This window comes from Polaromonas sp. P4_F6 (assembly GCF_056401275.1).
The window spans coordinates 277238-302524 of record NZ_JBFUJQ010000001.1; the positions used below are offsets into that span (position 1 = coordinate 277238).

The 25287-nt window shown below is 61.5% G+C and carries 18 protein-coding genes; 6 read left to right on the forward strand and 12 right to left on the reverse strand.

What is annotated here, in order from left to right:
- Positions 1–34: 34 nt before the first annotated feature.
- From AC1DUN_RS01375 to AC1DUN_RS01400, 6 genes are all read right to left on the reverse strand, one after another.
- Positions 35–6268 (reverse strand): hybrid sensor histidine kinase/response regulator, encoded by a 6234-nt coding sequence (locus AC1DUN_RS01375; RefSeq protein ID WP_477712385.1) that lies wholly within the window; start codon positions 6266–6268, stop codon positions 35–37.
- A 78-nt stretch (positions 6269–6346) separates the two neighbouring features.
- Complete coding sequence (locus tag AC1DUN_RS01380; RefSeq protein ID WP_074576310.1) at positions 6347–8638, reverse strand: methyl-accepting chemotaxis protein; 2292 nt, start codon at positions 8636–8638, stop codon at positions 6347–6349.
- A gap of 30 nt (positions 8639–8668) precedes the next feature.
- Complete coding sequence (locus AC1DUN_RS01385; RefSeq protein ID WP_007864988.1) at positions 8669–9199, reverse strand: chemotaxis protein CheW; 531 nt, start codon at positions 9197–9199, stop codon at positions 8669–8671.
- 21 nt (positions 9200–9220) lie between these two features.
- Positions 9221–9586 (reverse strand): response regulator transcription factor, encoded by a 366-nt coding sequence (locus tag AC1DUN_RS01390; protein ID WP_007864987.1) that lies wholly within the window; start codon positions 9584–9586, stop codon positions 9221–9223.
- The gene (locus AC1DUN_RS01395) at positions 9586–9984 is read right to left on the reverse strand and encodes a response regulator (protein ID WP_007864980.1); all 399 of its coding nucleotides are present in this window, start codon (positions 9982–9984) and stop codon (positions 9586–9588) included. The genes AC1DUN_RS01390 and AC1DUN_RS01395 overlap by 1 nt, the downstream gene beginning before the upstream one ends.
- Positions 9985–10060: 76 nt before the next feature.
- Positions 10061–10234 carry a rubredoxin gene (locus AC1DUN_RS01400; protein WP_074576308.1) on the reverse strand — a complete coding sequence of 58 codons (174 nt, stop codon included), beginning with the start codon at positions 10232–10234 and terminating at the stop codon, positions 10061–10063.
- Between the two features lie 82 nt (positions 10235–10316).
- On the opposite strand from AC1DUN_RS01400, the gene thiD reads away from it, so the two are divergent.
- Both thiD and hemL read left to right on the forward strand, forming a co-directional pair.
- Positions 10317–11288: a bifunctional hydroxymethylpyrimidine kinase/phosphomethylpyrimidine kinase gene (gene thiD, locus AC1DUN_RS01405; RefSeq protein ID WP_074576306.1), complete on the forward strand. Its 972-nt coding sequence runs from the start codon at positions 10317–10319 to the stop codon at positions 11286–11288.
- Entirely contained in the window at positions 11269–12600 is a 1332-nt protein-coding gene (gene hemL, locus AC1DUN_RS01410; RefSeq protein WP_477712386.1) for a glutamate-1-semialdehyde 2,1-aminomutase, read from the forward strand. The genes thiD and hemL overlap by 20 nt, the downstream gene beginning before the upstream one ends.
- A 62-nt stretch (positions 12601–12662) precedes the next feature.
- Here hemL and purH read toward each other — a convergent pair whose 3' ends face one another.
- From purH to dusB, 3 genes are all read right to left on the reverse strand, one after another.
- The gene (gene purH, locus AC1DUN_RS01415) at positions 12663–14246 is read right to left on the reverse strand and encodes a bifunctional phosphoribosylaminoimidazolecarboxamide formyltransferase/IMP cyclohydrolase (RefSeq protein WP_477712387.1); all 1584 of its coding nucleotides are present in this window, start codon (positions 14244–14246) and stop codon (positions 12663–12665) included.
- 61 nt (positions 14247–14307) lie between these two features.
- Positions 14308–14544: a Fis family transcriptional regulator gene (locus tag AC1DUN_RS01420; protein ID WP_007864972.1), complete on the reverse strand. Its 237-nt coding sequence runs from the start codon at positions 14542–14544 to the stop codon at positions 14308–14310.
- On the reverse strand, positions 14541–15629 hold the full coding sequence (gene dusB, locus AC1DUN_RS01425; RefSeq protein WP_477712388.1) for a tRNA dihydrouridine synthase DusB: 1089 nt from the start codon (positions 15627–15629) through the stop codon (positions 14541–14543). Before dusB ends, AC1DUN_RS01420 begins: the two co-directional genes overlap by 4 nt.
- 142 nt (positions 15630–15771) lie before the next feature.
- On the opposite strand from dusB, the gene AC1DUN_RS01430 reads away from it, so the two are divergent.
- Positions 15772–16254 (forward strand): YqaA family protein, encoded by a 483-nt coding sequence (locus tag AC1DUN_RS01430; protein ID WP_477712389.1) that lies wholly within the window; start codon positions 15772–15774, stop codon positions 16252–16254.
- A 1-nt stretch (position 16255) separates the two neighbouring features.
- On the opposite strand, the gene AC1DUN_RS01435 is transcribed toward AC1DUN_RS01430, so the two are convergent.
- The 3 genes from AC1DUN_RS01435 to AC1DUN_RS01445 all read right to left on the reverse strand — a co-directional run bounded on the left by AC1DUN_RS01435 (position 16256) and on the right by AC1DUN_RS01445 (position 18649).
- Positions 16256–16993: an rRNA pseudouridine synthase gene (locus AC1DUN_RS01435; protein ID WP_477661394.1), complete on the reverse strand. Its 738-nt coding sequence runs from the start codon at positions 16991–16993 to the stop codon at positions 16256–16258.
- A gap of 33 nt (positions 16994–17026) precedes the next feature.
- Entirely contained in the window at positions 17027–17383 is a 357-nt protein-coding gene (locus tag AC1DUN_RS01440) for a RidA family protein (protein WP_477712390.1), read from the reverse strand.
- A 294-nt stretch (positions 17384–17677) separates the two neighbouring features.
- Positions 17678–18649, reverse strand: a complete 972-nt coding sequence (locus AC1DUN_RS01445; RefSeq protein WP_477712391.1) for a PGN_0703 family putative restriction endonuclease — start codon at positions 18647–18649, stop codon at positions 17678–17680.
- 483 nt (positions 18650–19132) lie between these two features.
- Between AC1DUN_RS01445 and AC1DUN_RS01450 the strand changes: the two genes are divergently transcribed.
- The 3 genes from AC1DUN_RS01450 to AC1DUN_RS01460 all read left to right on the forward strand — a co-directional run bounded on the left by AC1DUN_RS01450 (position 19133) and on the right by AC1DUN_RS01460 (position 25140).
- Positions 19133–20500, forward strand: coding sequence for a DNA methyltransferase (locus AC1DUN_RS01450; RefSeq protein ID WP_477712392.1), 1368 nt, complete (start codon positions 19133–19135; stop codon positions 20498–20500).
- 72 nt (positions 20501–20572) lie between these two features.
- On the forward strand, positions 20573–23194 hold the full coding sequence (locus tag AC1DUN_RS01455; RefSeq protein ID WP_477712393.1) for a sensor histidine kinase: 2622 nt from the start codon (positions 20573–20575) through the stop codon (positions 23192–23194).
- Positions 23191–25140: a hypothetical protein gene (locus AC1DUN_RS01460; RefSeq protein WP_477712394.1), complete on the forward strand. Its 1950-nt coding sequence runs from the start codon at positions 23191–23193 to the stop codon at positions 25138–25140. The genes AC1DUN_RS01455 and AC1DUN_RS01460 overlap by 4 nt, the downstream gene beginning before the upstream one ends.
- Positions 25141–25287: the final 147 nt, after the last annotated feature.

Below are 25287 nucleotides of genomic sequence, written 5' to 3' on the forward strand. Positions count from 1 at the left end.
CCGCCCGGGAGGCCCCGGGCAGAAGCCTGCAGGATCAGGCGGAGATCGCGGTCTCGGCGGCGCAGTAGTGCCGCACCAGGCTCATCAGCTCTTCTTCGGAGAACGGCTTGCCCAGGTAGTGGTCGACGCCGAGTTCCTTGGCGTGTTCGCGGTGCTTTTCAGCGATACGCGAAGTGATCATGATGATGGGCAGGTTGTTCAGGCGCACGTCGCCGCGGATGTTGCGCGCCAGGTCGAAGCCGTCCATGCGCGGCATTTCGATGTCCGACAGCACCACCGCCGGCCGCTCTTCCTGCAGGCGTTCAAGCGCTTGCAGGCCGTCGGCCGCCAGGGTGACGCGGTAGCCTTCACGTTGCAGCAGGCGCTGCGTGACGCGGCGGACCGTGATGGAATCGTCGACCACCAGAATCAGCGGAATCTGCGGTGCGGCAGGCATGGCGGCCGGCGCTTTCGCGACGCTGCCGGTACCGGTGCCCGTGGCGGCGCTTGCCGCCGTGGCGCCCGATCCTTCGAGCATGTGCGGCTCGGCGCGGTCGGTACTCCAGGCGCGGGCCTGCTGGCCGTACACCGAAGCCAGCGCCACCGGGTTGTAGATCAGCACCACCGCGCCGGAGGCCAGCACGGACATGCCGGCCAGGCCGGGCAGGCGCGACAGCTGCGGCCCGAGGTTCTTCACCACAACTTCCTGGTTGCCCAGAACTTCATCGACGTGCAGCGCGATACGCTGCGCGGCGCTTCGGAAAACCACGACGGGCGTGGTCTTGCCCTGGACTTCGCCGCTGTGCTGCGAAGCCTGCAGCAGCGCGCCCGACCAGAAGAAAGGCATGGTCTCGCCGGCGATCTCCAGCGTGCCGGTGTTGTAGGCCTGCTGCAGCTCCTTGGCGGAGGCGCGGCGCACGGTTTCCACCACGTTGGCGGGCACGCCCACCGAGAGGTTGCCGGCGCGGATCATCACCACCTGCGTCACGGCCGTGGTCAGCGGCAGCACCAGCTTGAAGTGGGTGCCTTTGCCGGCCACGGTGGAGGTTTCAATCCGGCCGCCCAGCGCGTTGACTTCGGAGCGGACCACGTCCATGCCGATGCCTCGGCCGGCCAGTTCGGTCACCTGGGCCGCGGTGGAGAAACCGGGCATAAAAATCAGGTTGGCGGCGTCGCTGTCTTCAATGGCCTGGTCCGGCGCGATCATGCCGAGGCTGACGGCTTTTTCGCGGATGCGGTGCAGGTTCAGGCCGGCGCCGTCATCGCTGAAATCGACCGACACGTCATTGCCTTCCTGGCGCAGGTGGACGGTGATCACGCCGACCGGGTCCTTGCCGGCACTGGTGCGAACCTCGGTGCTTTCAATGCCGTGGGCCACGCAGTTGCGCAGCAGGTGTTCGAAGGCGGGCGTCATGCGGTCCAGCATGCCGCGGTCCATCTCGATGGTGCCGCCCAGCAGGTCCAGCTTCACCTGTTTGCCGGTTTCCTTGGAGGCCTGGCGCACCACGCGGTACAGGCGCTCGGAGATGCCTTCAAACTCCACCATGCGCGTGCGCAGCAGGTCGCGCTGCAGTTCGCGGGTCTGGCGAGCCTGGGCAATCAAGTCGTCCTCGGTGGCTTCCACCGTGCGCTGCAAGGTGCGCTGCACGGTTGCCACGTCGTTCACGGATTCAGCCATCATGCGCGTCAGTTCCTGCACGCGCGTGAAACGGTCGAACTCGAGCGGGTCGAACCCGGCCTGGGCCTCTTTGGCCTGCGCCAGGCGCGACTGCATCTGGGTTTCGGCCTGCAATTCGATGTCGCGCAGCTGCTGGCGCAAGCGGTTCAAGTTACCGCTCATGTCGTTCAGCGAACCGCGCAGCTGGCTGAGCTCGGCTTCCAGGCGCGAGCGCGTGATCATGACCTCACCGGCCTGGTTGACCATGCGGTCCAGCAGCTGGGAGCGCACGCGTATCGAGGCGTTGGCCGCTTGCCGCAAGGGCTGCATGGCCATGGCCTGCGGCGCCGGCACGGAGAGCTTGCGGGAACCGCCAGCGGCAGGAGCAGCAGCCGGCGCGGGACTCTCCGCAGCCGCTTCGGGGGCGGCGGGCGCGGCGGCGGCTTGCGCCGGCGCGGAGACGGGCTCGGGCTGCGCGGCGACGAGGGGGGCCAGCTGCACGGGCGCGGCGGCTGCCGCCGCGTCGGCGTTGCGCAGCGCTTCGAACGCGGCTTCCATCGCGTCAAAACGGTTGATCAGGGCGTCGAACTCCGCCGTGGCCGCGGCGTCGGAGCCGAGGAACTCGATTTCGGATTCAATCCGGTGCGCCATTTCACCGAGGCGCAGGGCGCCGGCAAGCCGGGCGCTGCCCTTGAGCGTGTGAAGCGCGCGCAGCACCTCCATGCGCGCACCCTGGTTGTCGGGCCGCGCGGACCACTGCCGCAGCGCGCCGCCCAGCTGGGGCATGAGCTCGGCGCCTTCTTCCTCAAAAATCGGGAACAGGTCGGGGTCGATGGCATCGACGGCGTCGATTTCCTCGTCCTCTTCGTCCTCGAAGTTCTGGGCCGCGGGCGCCGGCGTGGCCAAGCGCACCGGCGGTGCGACGGCCACGGGGGGAGCGGCAAACGCGACGGGCGGCGGCACAGGCGCGGCCTGCACGGGCGCTGGTGCCGGTGCGGGCGCTGGTGCTGGCACCTCGATAAGCGGCGCTTCCTCGACGGCCTGCATCACCACGGGTTCGGGCTCGGGTTCCGGCATCGGCTCGGGCTCCACGGCCGGTTCCTGGGGCAGGACGGATTCGGATTCGAAATCGTACTCAGAGAAGTCGGTGCCTGGCGGCAGGACCGAGTCGGAGAAATCAAGCTGCTTGAGGCGATCAAGAACGCCGGCGTCCGGCTCCTTGAGGAAGCCGGCGGCAAACTGGTGCAGCAGCCGGCGAATATCTTCCGCCGCATCCACAAACACCTGGCCGTACTTGGCGGCGCCGTTGCGGTGGTGCGCGCGGGACTGCTGCAAGGCCTGTTCCAGCGCGCGGGCCATTTCGGACAAGGCATCGAACCCGACCGTGGCGGAGCTGCCGGCCAGGGAATGCGCCAGGGCCACGGTGGAATCGCTGACCGGCTGGTTGCGCTCCAGCGACCATTCGGCCACTTCCGTGACCAGCCGGCGCGACCACTCGTCGGCCTCGTTGAGGTAGACGTTGTAAAGCGGGATGCTGATGCGCAAAGTGCCTATGACCTTGACCTGTTCATCGCCCTCGGCCGACATCGCGCTGTCGGTGGCCTCGACGCGGTCCAGGGCATCAAGCGCCTCGACCTGCGGCAGGCTGGGAGCGGGCTCGCTCACGGCGGCGGCTTGCGGCGGCGTAACCGGGAAATCAAAGTTCAGGTCGTCGGCCAGCTCGGCTTTGGCGGGCTCGGCCGCTTCGGCGTGGAAGTGTTTCTCAAAATCCGCGTCGGACAGCTCGATGTCTTCGACCCCGTTCAGTTCGAGCGCCGGTCCGGCGTCGGCTGCCGCAACGGGCTCCGCGGCGGCGGGGGCTGCCGGAACGCCGGCATCCACGGAAATCGCCGACAAGCTGTCGAAATCGATGCCCGCAATCTCAATCTCGGCCGCAGGCGCGTTTGCCGGTTCAGCGGGCTTGGCCGGCGCGGCGGCATCGCCGAACACCAGGTCAAAGTCCAGGTCACCGGCGGGTGCGGCTGCTTCGGCGGCCGCCGGGCTGGCGGCCTCGGGCGCGCCGGCATCCAGTTCGAAGTCGGGCAGGGAAAATGCTTCGGGGGCAGCCGGTTCAGCAGCGGGGGCAGCGACAGGCGCGGCAACGGCCGCTTTGGCGCCCAGCACCAGCGGCACGTAGCGGCCTTCGGTGCGCATGGCATCGGCGCTGGCGCGGAAGACCGATGCGGACCAGGCACCGTCCTTGTTGGCGGCGATGTCGGCAATCCAGTCGGCGAAGCCATTCATGGCCTCGCTGGACAGGGCCCTGAATTCGTCGGTGGTGGCCTTCTGGTCGGCCAGCCAGGTGTTGAGCATCTGCTCCAGCGACCAGGCGGCTTCACCGAACTCGTTGAGCCCCACCATGCGCGAGCTGCCCTTGAGGGTGTGGAAAGCGCGCCGCAGCACGGTGAGCTGCGAAACGTCGGCCGGATCGGAGGCCAGCGCGGCCAGCGCTTCCCGGCCGTTGCCTATCACTTCACGCGCTTCCTCCAGGAAGATGTCGCGCAGGTCGTCTTCTTCAAAGTCGTCGGACTCGGCCGCCGGTTCAGGCGCGGCCGGTGCCGGCGCCACGGTGAACGCCAGCGTCGTGAGTGCAGTGGCAGCGGCGTCGGCATCGCTGGCGGACACGGCCACGGCGGCTTCGCGGGCGGTTTGCGCCAAGGCCGGCTGTTCGGCCAGTGCCGCATGGGTCGCCAGCGTGTCGAGCTTGATGGTAAGGCTGGCATCAGCTTCGCCCTGGCCGGCGTCCTGCACCACGGCAATGACTTCCTGGGACAGCATGTCGCTGTTGACGGTGACGGCCGCAGCGGCGCTCGCCGCATTCTGCGCACGTCCCATGAGCGGCCGGAGTTCGCCTTTCTGGTCGTCGTAGACAAACAGCTTCTTCGCCAGCGCGGGCTGGTAGTTCAGCATGTCGATCAGAAAGCTCAGGGCGCCCAGGTTGTTGCCCAGGTGCTCAAACGTGCCGGCGGCACGCGCCTGCTGTTCGTCGATTTCGGTGACCAGCATCTGCTCGACGCTGTCGCGCATGCGCAGCACCGCGTGCGAGGCCTGGTCCAGGCCCAGCACGGACAGCACGCCGCGCATCTGCGACAGCTGCCCGGGAACCGCCTGCAGCGTCACCTTGTCCTGCGGATTGCGGAAAAACACGTCCAGCGATTTTTCGAGCTCGCCAAGGGAAACACGCAATTCGCCGACCACGCTGCCCATGGTCTGCTTGTCGCTGACGCGGCGGTACAGCTCTTCCATCCAGCCTTCCAGCGGCTGGGGTTGCCCGCCGGCCCGCACGCCCTCCAGGCGCTCCGCGAGGTTGGCCGTGCGCACCGCCAGTTGCGGGTCGTTGGGATCCAGGTCGTCGAACGCGGCCTCCAGGTACAGCACCGAGGTGGCCACTTCCATGGCCAGTTCGATGCCGGGGGCCTGGCCCGAACGGACCACGGTCTCGACGGCCTTGCTCAGGGCCTGCGCCAGCGGCTCGCTGGGCGGATGGAGCTTGAGCAGGGAATCGGTCACCAGACTGAACTGGTCGCTGACCAACTTGAACTTGTTGGCATCGCCGGCGGACAGCGCCGACCAGGTTTCCTTGGCCGAGGTGATGCGCTTGCGCGCCTGGGCCAGCAGGGCCGGATCGAAGCGCCCGAACTGCACGAGTTCGTAGTCGACAGGCTTGAAGCGGTTCAGGCCGTAGGCCGAGCGCACGGCCGACAGCACCGGCGTATCGCTGGCGCGCGCGGAGACCGCCTGCGAGCAGAAAAACAGCAGGTCCTGCGCCAGGCGATCGGACACGGAGGTGTCGCCTTTGGCCAGCGAGGCGTACTGCATCAGGATGCGCGAAGCGGCACGCTTGACGTACAGGTCCGAGCCGAGCAGGTCGTTGGCGACGGCTTCAAAGTAAGCCGCGGCTATCTTCCAGAAAATGCGGGGCTGGCGGTCGGCCTGCCGGGCCGCGAATCCCAGGCTGAGTTCCTTGAGGCTTTTGGCGGCTTGCGGCGCCTTGCCCTTCATGATCTGCAGCACCGACTGGTCCAGCACGGCGCGCGCGCTGTCGTCGTAGTTGCGCGGCTCGCTGGCGGTCGGCAGTTCGGGCTCCAGCCAGCGCCACTCGAAAGGCCAGAGGTCCGCGGGATGGATGCGGTCAGCGCGCAGCAATTCCTGCACGTCGCGGTATTGGGGGAAAAGGGACACGGCCGAGATCGGCTTGTCGGCCAGCACACCCTCGAGGTATTCGGTCAGGGCAAAGCTGGCCCGTTCGATCTTGCCAGCGGCTTCCTGGTTGCATTGTTCGGGCTGTTGCACGAACTTCTGCACCGCCGCTTCCATCGCACGCAGCACCAGCGCGGGGCCGGCCAGGCCCACCATCTCGAGCGCGCCCACCGCCTGGTGCAGCTGCTGGCGGGCAATCCGCAGCTGGCTGGCGTCCACCGCCGCGAGGTCGGAGCCGCGAGCGGCTTCGGCATCCCGCACGAAACGCTTGAGCGCCTTGGCAGCGCCATCGAGCGACTTGCGAAGTTCGTCAAGCACCCATGCGAGAGGGCCTAGGTCGTTGACGGCAAGATCGAGCTCGGCAGCGGTTGAGTTCGGGACGTTGGATTGCATAAATAGCGGGCCGGTTCTGGAATCGGTGTCAGAGGCTAAGGCGGCGGTCAGCGCATGACGGGCAAACAGGCATCAGCATCAGGCGATCTTGAATCGGGACACCGATTGGCGCAGCTCTTCAGCCATGCGGGAAAGATCGCGCACCTGCTGCGCCGTGGAACGGGTACCTTCTCCGGTTTGCTCCGTCACCGCGAAAATGTGCTGGATATTGCCGGCCACCACGTTGGCCGAAGCGGCTTCGCGGGAGGCGGAGTTGGAAATCTGCTCAATCAGGTCGGCGAGGCGGCGTGACACCTGGTCAATCTCGGTCAGCGCGGTACCCGCGTTATCGGACAGTTTGGCCCCTTCCACCACACCCTGCGTGGAGCGTTCCATAGCGGCCACGGCATCCTGGGTGTCGGTCTGAATGGCTTTCACCAGGGCCGAAATCTGGCGCGTGGCGTCCGCGGAGCGTTCAGCCAGTCGCTGCACTTCTTCCGCAACCACCGAGAAGCCTCGTCCGGCTTCACCGGCTGACGCCGCCTGGATGGCCGCGTTCAGCGCCAGCACGTTGGTCTGTTCGGTAATGTCCGAGATCAGTTCGGTAATTTCACCAATCTCCTGGGACGATTCGCCCAGCCGTTTGATCCGTTTGGAGGTTTCCTGGATCTGGTCACGGATGGAGTTCATACCGCCGATGGCGTTCTGCACGGCCTGCAGGCCGGACTCTGCGGCGGTCAGCGATTGGCGCGCCACCTGGGAAGATTCCTGCGCCTGCGTGGACACTTCATTGATTCGGGACGCCATGTCGAGCACCGACTGGCCGGTTTCGCGAATCTCGCGCAGCTGCTCGGTGGAGGCCGCCAGCAGTTCGGTGGAAGTGCTTTCCACCTGGGCCGTCGTTTGCGCCACGCGTGTTGCCGTGTTCTGCACGTTACCCACCAGCTGCCGCAACTCTTCCACCGTGTAGTTCACCGAGTCGGCGATAGCGCCGGTGATGTCCTCGGTCACGGTGGCTTCCTGCGTCAAATCGCCTTCAGCCACTGTCTGCAACTCATTCATCAAACGCAAAATGGCGGCCTGGTTGGCGTCGTTGACGCGCTTGGCGTCCTGCTCCTGCCCTTTCGCTTCCTGCCGCTGGGTTTCAGCAACGGCCTGGCGCTGCTTGCTGTCCTCCACCTGCAGTTTGGCCAGTCCCGCGGCGCACAGCAGTGCAAAGACGGCGGCGACCACCAGGGTCGTCAGGGCGGTGGCGCCCAGGCCGGTCTGGGAGGACAGTTTGCTCTGCAGGTCTTCCAGGCCCCGGCGCAGCGGCTCGCTGTCGGCAATGATGGAGGATTGCGCTTCACGGGCGGACACCAGGCCCTGCAAGTTGCCCAGAATGGCGCCGGCCTGCACACGCGTCTGCTCGTAGAGCGCCATCAGGGCCTCGAGGCGTTCGCGGGTTTGCGGATCCTTGGAGCCGGCCAGGCGCAGTTCGGGACTGCCTTCCTGCAGGCCCTGGGCGATTTCCTTGAAGGAGTTCAAGTCCTTACCCAACAGGAACACGGCTTCGGGGCTCACACCCTCCATGGTCAGGAACTCATTGGCGGATTTACCGATACGCTGGGTCAACATCACCAGCTGGCCGGAAGCGGAAATTTCGGCGGGCGCCGCATTTTGCTGGAGCTTGAGCGAGGACACGGTTTCGGCGATTTCCAGCAGGTCCGACGACTGGCGGTTAATCGTGCGCAGAGCGTTACCCACCTGGGTCAGGATGTTTTGCTGGCCCATCACGGTTTTGGCGTTCTTTTCGGCGCGCTCCATGAAGGGGGTGACTTTTTCCACGTCGGGCTGCAGGTCTTCGCTCACCGGCGCCAGGCGCAGGCTGTCTTCACCGGCCTTCAGGCCGCGCACGGTTTTAGCCAGCACGTCGGAGCTTTCGCGCACGTCGGGGAAGGCCTGGGCGCTACCCACCAGCGCCTGCGACACCGATTTCGCCAGACGCTGCGACTGCATCAGGGACTGGCCGGTTGCCGCCACCTGCTGAGCCACTTTGTCCGCCTGGTTCAGCGCCAGGAAGGTCACCGTACCCAGCACCGCCACCGACACCGCCAGGAAAAACACCAGAATCCGCTGGTGCTGGCCCATGGTCTTGCGGCCAAGCAGGGGCAGGCTCAGGAGCTCGGGATTGGCGACGGACGCCGATTCCTCGGCGCTCGCGATGCGGCTGGAGCCAAACGCATCATCATTGCCATCCGCCTGCCGCACCGCGGCGGTCTGCAGGGAGGCTTCATCCATAGCGCCGGTCGCCAGGGGGTCCGGCGTGCCGACGGAAGCCATGTCCATGCTGTCCTCGGGCTGGACGGACTTTGTTTTAAACAGCTTCTGGATATTTTCAATTACAGACATGGTGAGCCTTCCGGGGAGAAACAGTGTGCGCTATGCGCCTATCGTCAAAAAATGCGCTTGCTGTGCAAGCAACTGAAGGTTGATTTCCTGCCAGGTCGCGCCGTTAAGGTCGACATACTGGTTGCCAAAGAAATCGGGCGCGTCGGGCGCTTTTTCGGAGAAATCGCTGAAGGCGTCCTGGTTGCGCAGCCCGGAGAGCTTGTCGATCAGCAGCGCGCAGTTGACTTCCAGCGCGCTGTTGAGCGCCACAAGGCGGGAATCGGTGCGCGCGAGTTCATTTTTGGGGGGAGGTGCCTGGCCGCTCACGTAGCTGGCGAGGTCCACCACGCCGAACAGGCCGCCCCGCAGGTTGGCAACGCCGGCGAACCAGTTTTGCGTGTACGGAACAGGCTGCGTGTTGACCCAGGGGAAAATTTCACCGGACTGGCTCAGGGGAAACAGGTATTTTTTTCCGCCCGCTTCCACGGCCAGCCAGGACGCGGCAACGCCTTGCGTACGCGCAATCTGCAACCTGTCGGCCAGCCGGGTTTGTAGTTCTCTAAGGGCTTGTCTGTTCGCCATGCTTTGGTTTTACGCCGTAAATCAGCCGAGGGCCTTGATCTTGGCCATCAGCTCATCCGCATCCACCGGTTTGGTGATGTAGTCGCGGGCGCCCTGGCGCATGCCCCAGACCCGGTCGGTTTCCTGGTTCTTGCTGGTGCACATCATGATGGGGATATCGGAGTACAGCGGATCGCGCGTGATGGCACGCGTGAGCTGGAAGCCGTTCTGGCCCGGCATCACCACATCCATGAGGATCAGCTCGGGTTTGTCTTCTGCGAGGCGCCGGAACGCATCTTCCGCATTTTCAGCAGTTTTGACCGTGAAACCGTTCTTGACCAGCAGATCGGTCAGAAACATCAATTCGGTTTTGGAGTCGTCAACTACCAGTATTTTCTTGATTGCCATCACACTACTCCTTGTTTGGCGCTGCCCAGTTCCTGAACGGTCTGCAGCAGCTGATCTTTGGTAAAAGGCTTGGTCAGGTAGTCTTGAGAGCCCACCATGCGACCGCGCGCCTTGTCGAAAACGCCGTCCTTGGAGGACAGCATCACAATGGGAACGTTGGAAAACTTCACATTGCGCTTGATAATCGCACAGGTTTGATAGCCGTCGAGGCGGGGCATCAAGATGTCGCAGAAAATCAGGTGGGGCTCGTAGTCGTTGACCTTGGAAAGGGCATCAAACCCATCTTCGGCCAACAGCACTTCATGCCCGCCCTGCTTCAGGAATATCTCGGCGCTACGCCGGATGGTGTTGCTGTCATCGATGACCAAAACCTTCAGTCCGGAACTGGGAATGCTCACTGCCTATGCTCCTCATGTTGCAGGCACCGGCGGCTGGCGCCGGTCCGCGATTGTCCAGGCTGGTATCCGGACATTTTTAGATCTGAACCATTTCAAAGTCTTCCTTGCGCGCACCGCATTCGGGGCAGGTCCAGTTCATGGGCACTTGGGCCCATGGCGTCCCGGGAGCAATGCCATGTTCGGGCGCGCCGGCAGCTTCGTCGTAAATCCAGCCACAAATTAAACACATCCACGTCGTTGATTGAGTCACAGCTTAAGTTGCCTTCGAATAGAATGCAACAATTGTATCGAGGCGGCGTTGCTTATTCGCGTACAAGGCAAAATCGCAGCCTATGGCAAACCCCAAAACACCTCAACTGGACAGCCGACAGCTCCAAATCGAGGACACCGACGCATCACCGGCCTGCGTCATGACATTCAATGCCAACGACCCCAGCGGAGCCGGCGGGCTGACGGCGGATATCGCCTCCATCACCTCGGCCGGCGCGCATGCGCTGGCGGTTGTAACAGGCGCTTATGTGCGCGACACGGCCGAAATTTTCGACCACTTCGCCTTCGACGAAGAGGCTGTAACAGACCAGGCCCGCTCGGCGCTGGAAGACATGCCGGTGTCGGCCATCAAGGTCGGCTTTGTCGGCAGCCCCGAAAACATCTCCACCATCGCCGAAATCGCCTCGGATTATGCCGATGTGCCGCTGATCGCCTACATGCCCAACCTTTCCTGGTGGGAAGAAAGCGAGATTGACAGCTATTTGGACGCCTTTCGCGAGCTGATGCTGCCGCAAACCACGGTGTTGGTCGGCAACCACAGCAGCCTGTGGCGCTGGCTGCTGCCCGACTGGCCGGGCGAGCGCAATCCCACGGCCCGCGACATCGCCAAAGCCGCCGCCGACCTCGGCGTGCCCTACACCCTGGTCACCGGCGTTCCCATGCCCGACCAGTTCATCGACAACGTGCTGGCCACGCCGCAGGCGGTGCTTTACAGCGAAAAATTCGAGCGCTTCGAGGCCGTGTTCGCCGGCGCCGGCGACACCCTGTCCGCCGCGCTCTCGGCCCTGCTGGCCAACGGCCACGACCTGCAGGCGGCCACCGCCGAAGCCCTGACCTTCCTGGACCACAGCCTGGACGCCGGTTTTCACCCCGGCATGGGCAATATCGTGCCGGACCGCCTGTTCTGGGCGCAGGCCGATGTTGACCCCGAAGACGACGAATCCGGGGAGGAAGCGGGCGACGCCAATGACGACGTCGAGCTGACGTCCAAACCCTCTCTTGACCTGCCCCCCAATGGAACCACCAAACACTAAGCCCGCAACGCCCCAGGCAGCCTCCCGCAACGACGCCCTCTTTGAACGCGCCAAAAAGCTGATCCCCGGCGGGGTCAATTCCCCGGTCCGGGCCTTCAAGGCCGTAGGCGGCACGCCGCGCTTCGTGCAGCGCGCGCAGGGCGCCTACTTCTGGGATGCCGACGGCAAACGCTATATCGACTACATCGGTTCCTGGGGTCCCATGATCCTGGGCCACGGCCATCCGGCGGTGCTCGAGGCCGTGCAAAAGGCCGCGCTGGAGGGCTTTTCCTACGGTGCGCCCACCGAACGCGAGGTCGAGCTGGCCGAAGAAATCGTGCGGCTGGTACCTTCGCTCGAAATGGTGCGGTTGGTCAGTTCGGGCACGGAAGCGGCCATGAGCGCCATCCGCCTGGCGCGCGGCGCCACCGGGCGCAGCAAGATCATCAAGTTCGAGGGTTGCTACCACGGCCATGCCGACGCCCTGCTGGTCAAGGCCGGTTCGGGCCTGGCCACCTTCGGCAACCCGACCAGCGCCGGCGTGCCGCCCGAAGTGGTGCAGCACACCCTGGTGCTCGAATACAACCACCTGGCCCAGCTCGAAGAAGCCTTTGCCCTGCACGGCAAGGACATCGCCTGCCTGATGATTGAACCCATCGCCGGCAACATGAACTTCGTGCGCGCCAGCCTGCCTTTCATGAAACGCTGCCGCGAACTGTGCACACAGCATGGCGCGCTGCTGGTGTTCGACGAAGTCATGACCGGTTTTCGCGTGGCCCTGGGCGGCGCGCAAAGCGTCTATGCCCGCGGCATTCCCGGCTTCAAGCCCGACATGACGGTCATGGGCAAGGTCATAGGCGGCGGCATGCCGCTGGCGGCCTTTGGCGGCACCCGCGCCGTGATGGAGCAGCTCGCCCCCCTGGGCCCGGTCTACCAGGCCGGCACGCTCTCAGGCAACCCCGTCGCCACCGCCTGCGGCCTGGCGACGCTGCACGAAATCGCCAAACCCGGTTTTTACGAGGCCCTAGGCGAGCGCACCCGCAGCCTGGTCGCCGGCCTCACCCAGGCGGCCGCCAAGGCCGGCGTGCCGTTTTGCGGCGACAGCGAAGGCGGCATGTTCGGCTTTTTCCTGCTGGGGCAGTTGCCGCAGAACTACGCCACGGTGATGACCACCGACGGGCCGTCGTTCAATCGCTTTTTCCATGCGATGCTCGACAGCGGGGTGTATTACGCGCCTGCGCTGTACGAGGCTGGGTTTGTCAGCTCGGCACATACCGCCGCGGATATCGCCGCCACGGTGGATGCGGCGGCGAAGTTTTTCGCCGCGGGTTGAACCGGTTGCGCCGCTCTGGCGGCGAAGCCGAGACCCGGATTGAAAGCCGGGCCTCCTCCAACTCAGTGCCGGAAGTGCCGCACGCCGGTCAACACCATCACCACCTCCCGCTCATTGGCGGCGGCAATGACCTCATCATCCCGCATGCTGCCGCCGGGCTGGATCACGCAGGTCGCGCCGGCGTCCACCACCACGTCCAGGCCGTCGCGGAAGGGGAAAAAGGCGTCGCTTGCGACGGCCGAGCCCTGCAGGGTCAGGCCGCCGTTGGCGGCTTTGATGGAGGCGATGCGGGCCGAATCGATGCGGCTCATCTGCCCAGCACCCACGCCCAGGGTCATGCCGTCGGCGCAGAACACGATGGCGTTGGACTTGACGTATTTCGCGACCTTCCAGGCAAACAGCATGTCGTGCAACTGTTCCTGCGTGGGTTGCAGCTTGCTGACGACCTTGAGGTCGCCTATGGCCAGTTCGTGGTTGTCGGCGGTCTGCATCAGCAGGCCCGAGCCCACGCGTTTGACGTCCATCAGGTTGCGGCCCTGTTTCCAGGCGGTGTCGCCGCCGGGCGGCAGGTCGATCTGCAGGATGCGCACATTGACCTTGCTCTTGAAGACTTCCAGCGCCTCGGGCGTAAAGGCGGGCGCCATCAGCACTTCGACGAACTGCTTTGAAATCTGCTGCGCGGCGCGCTCGTCGAGCGGGCAATTGAGGGCGATGATGCCGCCGAAGGCCGAGGTCGGATCCGTCTTGAAGGCCTTGCTGTAGGCCTCCAGGCCGTCCTTGCCCACGGCCACGCCGCAGGGGTTGGCGTGCTTGACGATCACGCAGGCGGCGCCGTCCTTGATGAGGTCGAAGCTCTTGACGCATTCCCAGGCGGCATCGGCGTCGGCGATGTTGTTGTACGAGAGCTCCTTGCCCTGCAGCTGTTTGGCCGTGACCAGCGAGCCGGGCGCGGGATACAGGTCGCGGTACAGCGCCGCCTGCTGGTGCGAGTTTTCACCGTAGCGCAGGTCCTGCACCTTGATGAAGCGGCCGTTGGCCTGGCCGGGGAACATGCCGTGGCTGCCGTCGGCCTGGATGCCGGAGAGGTAGTCGCTGATGGCGCCGTCGTACTGGCTGATGCGGTTGAAGGCGGCCACCGAGAGGGCGAACTTGGTCTTGTCGCTGAGTTTGCCGCCGGCTTTCAGTTCAGCGAGCACGCCCGCGTACTGCGAGGCGTCGGTCAGCACGCCGACGTCCTTCCAGTTCTTGGCGGCGGAGCGCACCATGGCCGGGCCGCCGATGTCGATGTTCTCGATCGCGTCTTCCAGCGTGCAGCCGGGCTTGACCACGGTGGACTCAAAGGGGTAGAGGTTGACCACCAGCAGGTCTATGGTGTCTATGCCGTGGGTTGCCAGCGCCGCCATGTGTTCGGGCACATCGCGCCGCGCCAGCAGGCCGCCGTGGATCTTGGGGTGCAGGGTCTTGACGCGGCCGTCCAGCATTTCCGGAAAGCCCGTGTGGTCGGCAACTTCTGTCACCGGCAGGCCGGCGTCGGCCAGCAGCTTGGCCGTGCCGCCTGTGGACAGCAGCTTGATGCCCAGGGCGTGCAGCGCCTGCGCGAATTCGAGGATGCCGGTTTTGTCGGAAACGGAAATCAGTGCGTTCATGGTGGTGTTCTCAAAAGGGAGCCGGTTCGAAAGCCCGGAAAGGTCCGGGCGGCGGGGATTGTTATTTGATGAGCTTGTGCTCGACCAGCTTCTTGCGCAGGGTGTTGCGGTTCAGGCCCAGCCATTCGGCGGCGCGCGACTGGTTTTGTTCGGCATGCTGCATGACGACCTCCAGCAGGGGCTTTTCCACCACCTTGACCATCATGTCGTACATGCCGTCGGGCTCGGTGCCGCGCAGGTCCTTGAAATAGCCTTCCAGACTGGTGCGTACGCACTCTTCGATGTGTTTCTTGCTCATGCAGCAGCTTCTTCCTGATTTTTATCTTTGTTCGCCCGTGCCTGCCCTGGCACGCCCTCTTCAACATCTTCGCCGGCCCCGGCAGTAGCGGCCGGGATCCGGTCCATCTGCGTGCCCAGGCCCTCAAAAAAACCACTGACCGCGCGCAGCTGGGCCTCGCAGTCTTCCAGCAAATTCATGCGCGCGCGAAAGGCCTCGCCGCCGGGCAAGGACTTCACGTACCAGCCGATGTGCTTGCGCGCGGTGCGCACGCCGGTGAACTCACCGTACAAATCGTAGTGGTCGCGCAAATGGTCGACCAGCAGGCGCTCCACTTCGGCCACCAAAGGCGGCGCAAGATGCGTGCCTGTGGCCAGGAAATGCGCCACCTCGCGGAAAATCCAGGGCCGGCCCTGGGCCGCGCGGCCAATCATCACGGCGTCGGCGCCGGTGCGGGCCAGCACGTCGCGGGCTTTCTCGGGGCTGTTGATGTCGCCGTTGGCCACCACTGGAATGCGCAGCGCGGCCTTCACGGCGGCGATGGTGTCGTATTCGGCCGCGCCCTTGTAGCCCTGCTCGCGCGTGCGGCCGTGCACGGTGACCATTTGCACACCGGCGTTCTCGGCGGCGCGGGCAATCGCCAGCGCGTTTTTTTCGGCCTGGCACCAACCGGTGCGCATCTTGAGCGTGACCGGCACCCCTTGCGGCGCGCATGCGGCGACCACGGCCTCCACGATCTGCAGCGCCAGGGTTTCGTCCTGCATCAGGGCCGAGCCGGCCCACTTGTTGCAGACCTTTTTGGCCGGGCAACCCATGTTGATGTCGATGATCTGCGCTCCGCGGTCTATGTTGTAGGCGGCGGCTTCGGCCATCATCTGCGCGTCGGTGCCGGCGATCTGCACGGCGATGGGAGCGGCCTCGCCTTCATGGTTGGCGCGGCGCGAGGTCTTCAGGCTGTCCCACAGGTCCTTGCGCGAGGTCACCATCTCGCTGACGGCGTAGCCCGCGCCCAGCTTCTTGCTGAGCTGGCGGAACGGCCGGTCCGTCACGCCGGCCATGGGCGCAACAAACAGGTTGTTTGTCAAAGCGTAGGGGCCGATGTTCATGGGATGAGGGACTGGGGCTTGCTGAAAAAGGAGGCACGATTGTACCTGCCCAAAATTTCAGCAATTGAAATTTCCGCGCGGACTTGTAAGTGTCTTCCCGACAAGCCGGGGCGTTCAGCTCTGCCTATACTCGAATGCATATATGGAAGCCTGGATTCACCGCCTGATAGAAATTTTGGCCTTGCCCGAGTACGGCCTGAGCACGGTCTTCGTGGTGTCTTTCATTTCAGCCACGCTGCTGCCGCTCGGTTCGGAGCCCGTGGTCTTCGGGCTCGTCAAACTCAATCCCGCCATGTTCTGGCCGGCGGTGCTGGTCGCCACCGCGGGCAACACGCTGGGCGGCGCGCTCGACTGGTGGATGGGCTACGGCGCCCACAAGGTGGTGGACAAGTACCAACACTCCTCGCACCACAGCCGCGCGATACGCTGGCTGGAAAAGCTGGGGCCCAAGGCCTGCCTGCTGGCCTGGCTGCCCGTGGTGGGCGACCCGCTGTGCGCGGTCGCGGGCTGGCTCAAATTTCCGTTCTGGCCTTGCCTGGCTTACATGGCGGTTGGAAAATTCGCGCGCTACTTGCTGATGACAGGCAGCCTGATCTGGGCGTTTCCGGGCGTGGTGACCGGATAAATCAGAAGCGCTCGTGCGCCAGCAAATAGCGCCACTGGCCGGGCTGCAGCTGGCTCATCGCCACACGGCCTATGCGCAGCCGCTTCATGCCTTGCACCGTGAGGCCCACGCTTTCGCACATATAGGCGATCTGCCCCGGCACTTCGCCCTTGAGGGCAAAACGCAAACGGGTTTCGCTTTGCCAGCTGACCTTGGCCGGCGGCAGCAGCGCGCCCTTGTAGGTGAAGCCATGGTCCACGCGGTTAAGCCGCTCCAGCCCGCCGGGCTTGATGTCGCCGGCGACATCGACGACGACTTCATGCTCCATCACACGGGCGTCTTCGCGCAGCTTGCGCGTCACGCGCCAGTCCTGCGTCAGCACCACCAGCCCGCTGGCCGGCGTGGCCAGTGGCGTCACCAGCTCCACCGACGAGAAATGTTTTTTGAGCGGGCGAATGCCGGAACTGTCGCCGGGTGATTGCGTGGCGGGCGATAGCAAGGCAGCCAGGGAGGCCGCGCTGCCGTCCTGCCCGGCCTCATAGCCCGCGGGTTTGTGCAGCAGCAAGGTCACGGGTGCCAGCGCCAGCAGGCTGGCATCCTTGGCCAGCACAATCTGCTGGTCGAGCACGCGGAACTGCGGCTCCTCGACGATGACGCCATCGACGCTGACCCAGCCGCCCTCGATGTACTGCTCGGCCTCGCGGCGCGAGCAGGACAGCATTTCGGCCAGGCGCTTGGCGAGGCGAACGGGTTCTGTCATCGCGGCGGGGCCTTTATGGCGTGTGGATGGAGATCAGGCTTGCGCCGCCACCACGCCGATTTCCACGTGGTACTTGGCCGCCGCCAGGCGCGGGCTCATGACCGTGGCGCGCGCCGGCGTGGCGCCCGGCACCACCCAGGCTTCCCAGGCGCGGTTCATGTCGCCGAAGCTGTCCATGTCGGTCAGCCAGATGGTGGCGCTCAGCAGGCGCGACTTGTCGCTGCCGGCGGCCGCCAGCAGGCGATCGATATTGGCCAGGATGCTGCGGGTCTGTTCATAGACGCCGGGGCCGGCGTCGTCGCCGGCCACCTGGCCCGCGAGGTAAACGGTTTTGTTGTGGACGACGGCCTGGGACATGCGGGGGCCGGTTTCGATGCGCTGGATGGACATGGTGTTCTCTTTCAAAGCGAGTGTTTAACGGGGATGGCTTGTTCGGCAAGCCGGTGGCGGCGCCGCCGGGCGCCAGATTTCAAACAGCCCTGGCGCGGGCCGTCTTGTGCATTGTGGCGCGACTTGCATCGCGCCGCCGGCCCTGGGGCCTTGTGCGCTGCCGGTGCACGCCGGCAGCCTCGCCGCTCAGCTACTGAACGGGAAGTGAGCCCGTATGTTGTTGATTAATATAGGACTTGGGAGCATAGAGGAAGGAGTATGCCCCCTTGCATGCCCCCAAGTGAATTTACGGCCTTAGAGCGGGGAGTCGAATATCAGTTTTTCAACGCGCTCGATATCAAGGTAACGAGCGTGGAATTCATCTGCAAACGCCGAGTCGCCTTCCGCGCGGCGCGCTTCAAGCAGTCGCTCAATGGTAACGGAACCAAAGCCCGATTTCAACGGCGACTCAAAGGCAAGTTGCTCTTTGTATTTGGTAACGGCCTCACAAACTTGCAAATTTCGCTCGGGGTGCACCACAACGAACAATCCGACATCGTAGAGGCTATCGGTCAACATCGCTCGACTCAACAGGTGCTCGCGCCAGAACTGCTGCAACGGCATTGATCGAAGACAAGGGCTCCCCCCGTCCTTGAACACACCGCTGCTATCGCTCAATTCTTCGTACCTTTGGCGAAGCGATGCTGGAGGTTCAGTCATGCTTTCTGTGTACTTGACTTCCACTGCGACAAAATAACGACGCCCCTCCGGAGTCATCCCCAAAAATACGACGTCAAACGCGGTGTAGTCTGCCGTGAACCGCACACTGCCGCGCCCCGGCGAGTGCTCGAACAACACGGCGTCAACCGTGCCGACTAAGTCCGGCCAGATGGTTCGCAAGACACGGCTCGCTTTTTCACGGTCAAGTTTCAAGTCGCCAAACAGGCTAAAGGTAAGAGCCTGACTAGAAAGCATATTCGTCCAAAGGCGCTCCTGCTCAATGAGCGCTCCCTGCTCGCAGTAGACGGACTCGTACCGGGCCAGTCGCGCGAGTTCGGTGGACAGGAAGTTCGCACCCCGCTTGGCGTCTACTCGCGTAAGACGACTACCTAAATCCCGAACCGTGCCATCCTCCAATATATGAGGTCCGATCGGAAGCTTATGGTCGGCCCTCCAGAGTGACTGCAACAGACGTGCCGCTGCCCTGAAACGAGTATCGCCCGGTTCGTTGACGGTGTGTTCATTGAGGAGGTCGGCCGGGATGAGCGGCAGTCGTTGTTGATCCATGTAAGTTTTCCTAGTCGCGGGCGGAATTTGCCCATAAGGGCTTCTGCCGAGGTTGACTCGAATAAACCGAACGGATACGGGAAAAGGCAGACTGCCGTTGTGGAAGCTAGCATCGGCGCGGGTTGCGCACAATGTTGGATGTCTAGTGGCGCGGCCAAATCCACAGGCTGCCCCAGCGCTTAGTCCACACAAGGCCCGTCAGCCCGCTAAGATTCAGGGATGAAATACAGCTGAAGCGGGAAAGTCGTGTTAGCAAGGAATGATCTACATTGCCAGCTCGTTAAAGACCGTTGCTCGTACCCTGATCAGCGAGATGGCTGGCCACTGGACGGCCCTGGCAACGCTGAGGCTTGATTGCTTCCTCGTTACTATTGAGATTTGACCCTCTTGCTACTTGGCTTGGTCCGCACGATCACCTGGTGTTTTTCTGAACGATCGGATACAGTCCATTGGGGAGAGCCAATCTGCTTGGCATCAGAAAATATGCTGGAAACAGTGAAAAACGACCCGCTGGTCGAAAGTATCAAGCTTATTCAAGAGGGCCAGAGCGAAGACTTTTGGTCATTTAAGAATGCCGCACGACGGACAGGCGCCCACGCATTAATACATTATCCTGCGATGATGGTTCCCACGTTGCAGGGCAAGCTGCTAGACGCGATAAAAAGTGCAAATCCACATGCCAAGGAAGTATTGGATCCATTTGTTGGCTCCGGAACTATTCTTGTTGAGGCTATGAGCCGCGGGATGAATTTCACCGGCATCGACATCAACCCACTCGCTACGCTTGCCTGTGTAGCAAAGTCGGGCCCTTATTTCATTGATGCCTTCGATGACAAGCGTGCCGAGTTACTTAGTCGCGTTCGTGCTGATAAGGGAATAAAGTTTTATACGACCTTCGAAGGTCAGTCGAAATGGTTCAACGAACCGATTTCTGTTGCTCTTTCCAAGATCGCCCGCAGCATTGACCTTGAGTCGTCACTTTGGGCCAGACGCCTATTCTGGCTAGCGTTGGCAAAGGTCGTTCGGACGAGTTGCAACTCCAGGATGTCGACGTATAAGTTGCACGTTAAGAAGGCTGATGCTCCGGCTCCAGTAGATCCTGTTGATCTGCTAAAGAAGGTCCTTGACGCGTTTGCGGGTCACATACGCAAGCAGCACACGACGTGGAGCGAGGCCGGTCTACTTCATGCGGGCCGCTACACGCGGTCAGTCGAAATACACCTTGGAGATAGTTCTAAGCTCTTGGACGACGAAGCGCTCAAAGGTAAGTTTGACGTCGTAATGACGTCACCGCCGTATGGCGACAACACCACAACTATTCCCTACGGTCAGTACTCCTATCTGCCAATGAAATGGATTGCTACAGAGGACATTTGTCCGCACGTCGATCCTCGCCTGCTGATTAATACACACTCCATTGACACGGCTAGTTTGGGTGGAAGCCGAAAGAATGCAACAGAGCGAGGAGCAGGACTCGCAGAGAAATACGACTCAGCGAAAGCGTTCTCAAAGGGTATGGCCCCCGGGTCCAGCGAGTTTAAGCGGTTCGCTGTTTTCTTTGCCGATCTTGAGGACTGCCTCGACAAGATCTGCGAGGTGACAAAGCAAAGTGGCTACCAGACTTGGACGATTGGGAATCGTCATTTGGGTGGCCGCAAAGTGCCTATGGAAGAAATTCTCGACGAGATGCTGACCACCAGGAGCCATGCGACAGTCGGACGCATTCGACGCTCCATTCACGCGAAAAAGATGGCTACGCGCAACAATGTCTCGGCTACGATGAGCACCGAAACCGTGTTGCTTGCCCGAAAAAACTCAGACAAAAATATCGCATCAGCGCGCCAATCCTGATGCTTTCGACGCCGTCGCTACGCTGAGCGCACGCACCATTCGTAAATTTCAGAAAATTGGACGAGGACGGTTATGGCAACAAACGAGGAGCACGGCACAATTAAGGTGTCGGCGCACGTACTGGTGCAGCTTGGCGAAGAACTGGTAACAGACGTCGAGCAAGCGATTTTAGAGTGCGTGAAAAATGCATACGACGCAGACTCGAACGGATGCGTCATCACCGTGGATACTCAAGCAGAGGGAAGGCTTACATCCACCGATGTAGCAAGCCGACTCGCGCGCTTTGACGTCAACTCCGAGAGCGTCACAGCGTCGATCCTCTCCGCAGATGCAAAACCATACAGGCCTAGAGCTCAGCCTGGGGACCCCATCGTCACGCGGCATCTGGACTGGAAGGGACGTGTCACAGTTGAAGACCGAGGTGTCGGCCTTGACGAGGGGCAGCTCAGAAATTCCTGGCTAGTCATCAGCGGCTCTGGCAAACGATCAACTGTTGGGCAAAAGCAAAAGACCGATGGTGGTCGGACTCCGCTCGGCGACAAGGGCGTTGGGCGGCTCGGGTCGATGAAGCTGGGCGATATCTTACTTATCGAGAGTTCAAAAAGTACGAAGTCGCCCATCAGCACAGCCGCCTTTCGGTGGGCGGACTGCGATGTAGCCGATACTGTCGATGAAATTCCCGTGCGCCTCGCTAGCGAACCAAACATCGCACAGTTCAAGGGCACCAAGGTTTCGGTTCTCGGCCTAAAAGATGTAGAGAAGTGGCAAGGTCACAAACGCGCACTGGCGATCACAAAGAGCCTGGCCAAGCTAATTTCTCCATTCGAGGCCCAATCCCAATTTCCCGTTATCGTCAATGTTGATGGCTACCGTCAGAGCCTTGTTGCAATGACCGAGACCGTGCTATCGCGTGCTGTGGCTCAATTTGAATACGCGTGGCAACGCAACCCAGCCACTAAGCTGATGGAGCTTACTTGTCGGGCTTTGTTCCGTGAACGGCTCTTTAGGCCTACTGGCGGCTCGGCCCGGCAACGAAATAAATCCAGCGTAACGTTTGAGGATGGGGGAGGCGGTTTTCTCAATTGGTTGCTTCAATCCAATAAGTTACGTCGTTTTGAGATAAAAGCTCGGGAGCGGGACGGTTGGTTTCTCGAGGTCTCACAGACCTTCAAGTGGAACGATATTGCTTCGGCAGACGCAACTGCCACTGAGGACCCCGGTGAGTTCAAGGGGGCCTGGTATTACTTCAATCTGCTGGACGTCGGAAGGCAGGACGAGGATAGTGAGGCCGATCTAGACAATGAAGCAGCAGCTGGTTTGGGAATCGACAAGCAGCTCGTCAAAGACATGGCCGGAGTGTCGATCTTGCGCGATGGCTTTCGTGTGCGTTCTCCCGGGGACTGGTTGAATGTCTCTTCTGGGATGACTTCCGGAAGCACGTACGGACTGCGCTTTGACAATACTGTCGGCTACTTCGCGCTGACTGGAGAGCACAATTTCCCACTCGTGGAGAAATCAGACCGAGAAGGGTTTGTAGAAAACTCAGCATTTAGAGGTTTTTTCGAAATCGCTCAAACATGCCGGAAATTTGCAGATGACGCTATGGAAGCGGTTCGCCGGAGTCAAGACGACTTCGTGGCCTCTAGAGAGCGAGAGACAGTAAACGAGGCACCAAAGTCGACTGACCGATCTATCGATTTGGTGCAAAAAACTGTAGATGCAGCATCTCGCATCCAGGCCGAAACTGACTCCTTGCGCGAGGCTTTAGAGTCTGGTCTGGCATCCGTAGCCAAGCAGCTCAAGGCAGAAGGGTTCTCTGAGGACAGGGCAGCGAAGTCGCTGGCCGTATTTAAGACAGCGATTGACCGAACCAAACAAGTCCGGAAGAATCTTGACACACCAGCGCATGCGGCTACCGCAGTTCAGGTTATTCGCAATGAGATTGCTGACAGCAAAGAACGCATGCTGTCGCTGTATGAGAGCGCTGCTGTTGGCTTGAGCGCGCGCGGTATGACACATGACTTACGTACACATATTGTCGAGATTCGAAAAAGGGCCAGTGCTGTCGAAGCTTTGACGAAGAGTGGCAAAGCAACCAGCGATGCCACACTGCCTCACCTGAGAGCGATCCGTGCGTCATGTTCTAGTATCGCTGCGTCAGCTGCGCTGATTGATCCTTTATTACCTCGCACACGCGCCGTCAAGGAGTCAATTGATCTTGCTGCATTCATTACGGAGTACTTTGAGCATCGTTCTAGCAGCCTCGAATTGGAAAATATCGAGTTCAAGCTCAGAAAACATCCCGACTCACCCTCCGTCCGCATGAACCGTGGCCGCTTGCTCGCAGTCCTTGACAACATGGTGCGGAACAGCGTCTATTGGCTTAAGCGCGGAACAACAGTGTTGAAAATCAAGCGGCCAAAGGAGATTCGAATCGCGATCACTTCCGAGGGATTCACGCTTGCTGACACAGGTCCTGGGATTAACCCAGCGTACGAAGATTCGATTTTCGAGATATTCACGACTGCGAAGCCGGCAACGGAACGAGGGCAAGGCTTGGGACTTTTCATTGTGTCTCAGCTGCTGGCCGCTGACGGTAGTAGTGTGTCACTCGGCCCCGAGAGAAATGAAGATGGAAACCGGTTCAGGTTTGTTGTGAATTTGGGATCCGTAGTTGAGGGAGGTCGGAAATGAAACCAATCGAGGCTTTGGCTCTACTTGGTGCTACACGAGTAATTTGGATTGATGATCAGTTCGGCAACGACTCCGTGGAAGCGCTTGCTAAGCTGCTTGCGGAGCACTTGGAAATTAGCCGCCAGCTTGATCTACAGGACCTAGAGCCCATTTTTGAGCGCATTGATTCGGATGATCAGGACGCGCGGACCGATCTAATTGAGATGCTCAAAGAGACCGATTCCGAGAAACGTACTGAGATTTCTCGGCGCTTCCATGCAAAGTCTGTTGAGGCAAATCAAGGGACCGCTGACCTCGACGATGGGCAGATCAAATGCGTGCAGGAGCAGCTAAATATCTTGCCTGCGGACTCTTGGCCGTTCGACCATGCTGAAAAGTTGATGTACGAGCAAGCCATCGGCAATGAGGGTGATAGTCATATCACTTACATCGTTGACCTCCAGGATCAATATGGTGCTCCCAATAACGAACGTGGCTTGGACTTGTTGAGAGTTCTCGGTAAATCGAATTCGAAAGCGACGGCTTTCCTACTGACTCGCAATGCCACAAAGACGTCTGAAGCCACCCTTGAGGACCATTTGCGCTCCAAACTCATGGAGGGCGATGATTCCACGAGTAAGTCTCCTATTTGTGTGATCGCGAAAGAACGCTTGGAGGGAGGCAAACCTATCATCATCGAAGGCCTGATGATCGCCATAAAGCGCGCAGGGTTGCGCCGTGGCGTGCATGAAGTGTTGCTTCGTGCAAGCTCCGAGCTGAACGATGCATTCAATGATGCTCGCACGCGGCTCCTACGAATTCCTCCCGAGCAGCTCGATCACTACGTTGTTGACCGCGCCTACAAGGAAGGCGTCTCGGAGCTTCACGTCGTGGAACGAGCACTGTCGGCCTCTATGTCGGAGAAGTTCCGGACGCTCTTTGCGACGGATGTACAAGCAATAGATGGGGCTGCACGCTTCAGAAAATTGCGGCCTATTTTGCTCGACACTCCAAATGCCCCGTCCGTTGATTTGGAGACCTTTCGACGTATGGAGCTCTGGGAGGACACTCATCTTGTCAACGCCAGTTACTCGTTGCTAGCATGTGGTGACGTATTTGTGCGTTCGACTGGCGCAGAAAACGAGGTAACGCCAGATGAGCGGTTTATCTTGCTTGTCCAGCCTTGTGACGTAATGTTGCGGCCTTCTGGGAAGCGTGACTTTGATACCGGCATCCTTGTTCAAATTGCGCCCCGTGATCCCACGGACAACAACGCTGGTTCTTTGAAAAAGCCGCTTCTGCCTTTCATTCTCGATGGAAAAGAGTGGGTCTGCGAATTCCGCAAGGCTGCAGCGGTGAGCCTTGCAATTCTCGATACGGCGACATGGAGGGCAGATGGCCGAGTTCAATACTCAAACGCTGATGATGCGGCGTTCTCCCCAACGATGCTTCCTGGGCAGCTTAAGAACGCTCAAAAGGCCGCGAAGACATTCGAAAAGGCGCTAACCCAGCAAGCGACTTTCGATTCGAATGATTCGGCGTGGTTTATACCGAGCTGTCAACTCACACTATCCAGCAGCAATGTGTTTTTGGGCTTCGCCTCTCCGACGTTTATTCCAAAGACGATTCCAGGCCTGGGCAAGAAGGATGCGCCAAAAAAGACCGGTAGTTTTTCATGGAACCTGCGGCGTGTTGGACGTGTGAGGATGCCATACGCCGCTGCGTTGCTGAGCACTTACCTCTCAGTGCAAGGGCGGGAGGCGTTTGATCTCGACTACCTCAAAACGGTTGGAGAGACACCTACGTTGGGAGATGAGCAGTGTGCACCAGCTATCCAAGACAGCGAAAGCGGTCAGATTATTTTGCCGCTGGTTTCGGTTCCAGAACCAATGTCGACCCCGAACATCCCGGCGGCGAGGCGGTCGGGGGTATGGGATTGGATTCGAAACGTCTGCGCGCCGAAGTAGAACCTTTTAGGCCGTCAGTTTGTGCTGTGCATGCGCTGGAACGTTATTTTCCTGAGGAGTTCGGTTACTTAGCCGAATAGGTGCTCCTGAATCGCCCCGGGTTTCATGGAGGCCCGCTGGTTTAAGTCAGACCGACATGACGGCCTG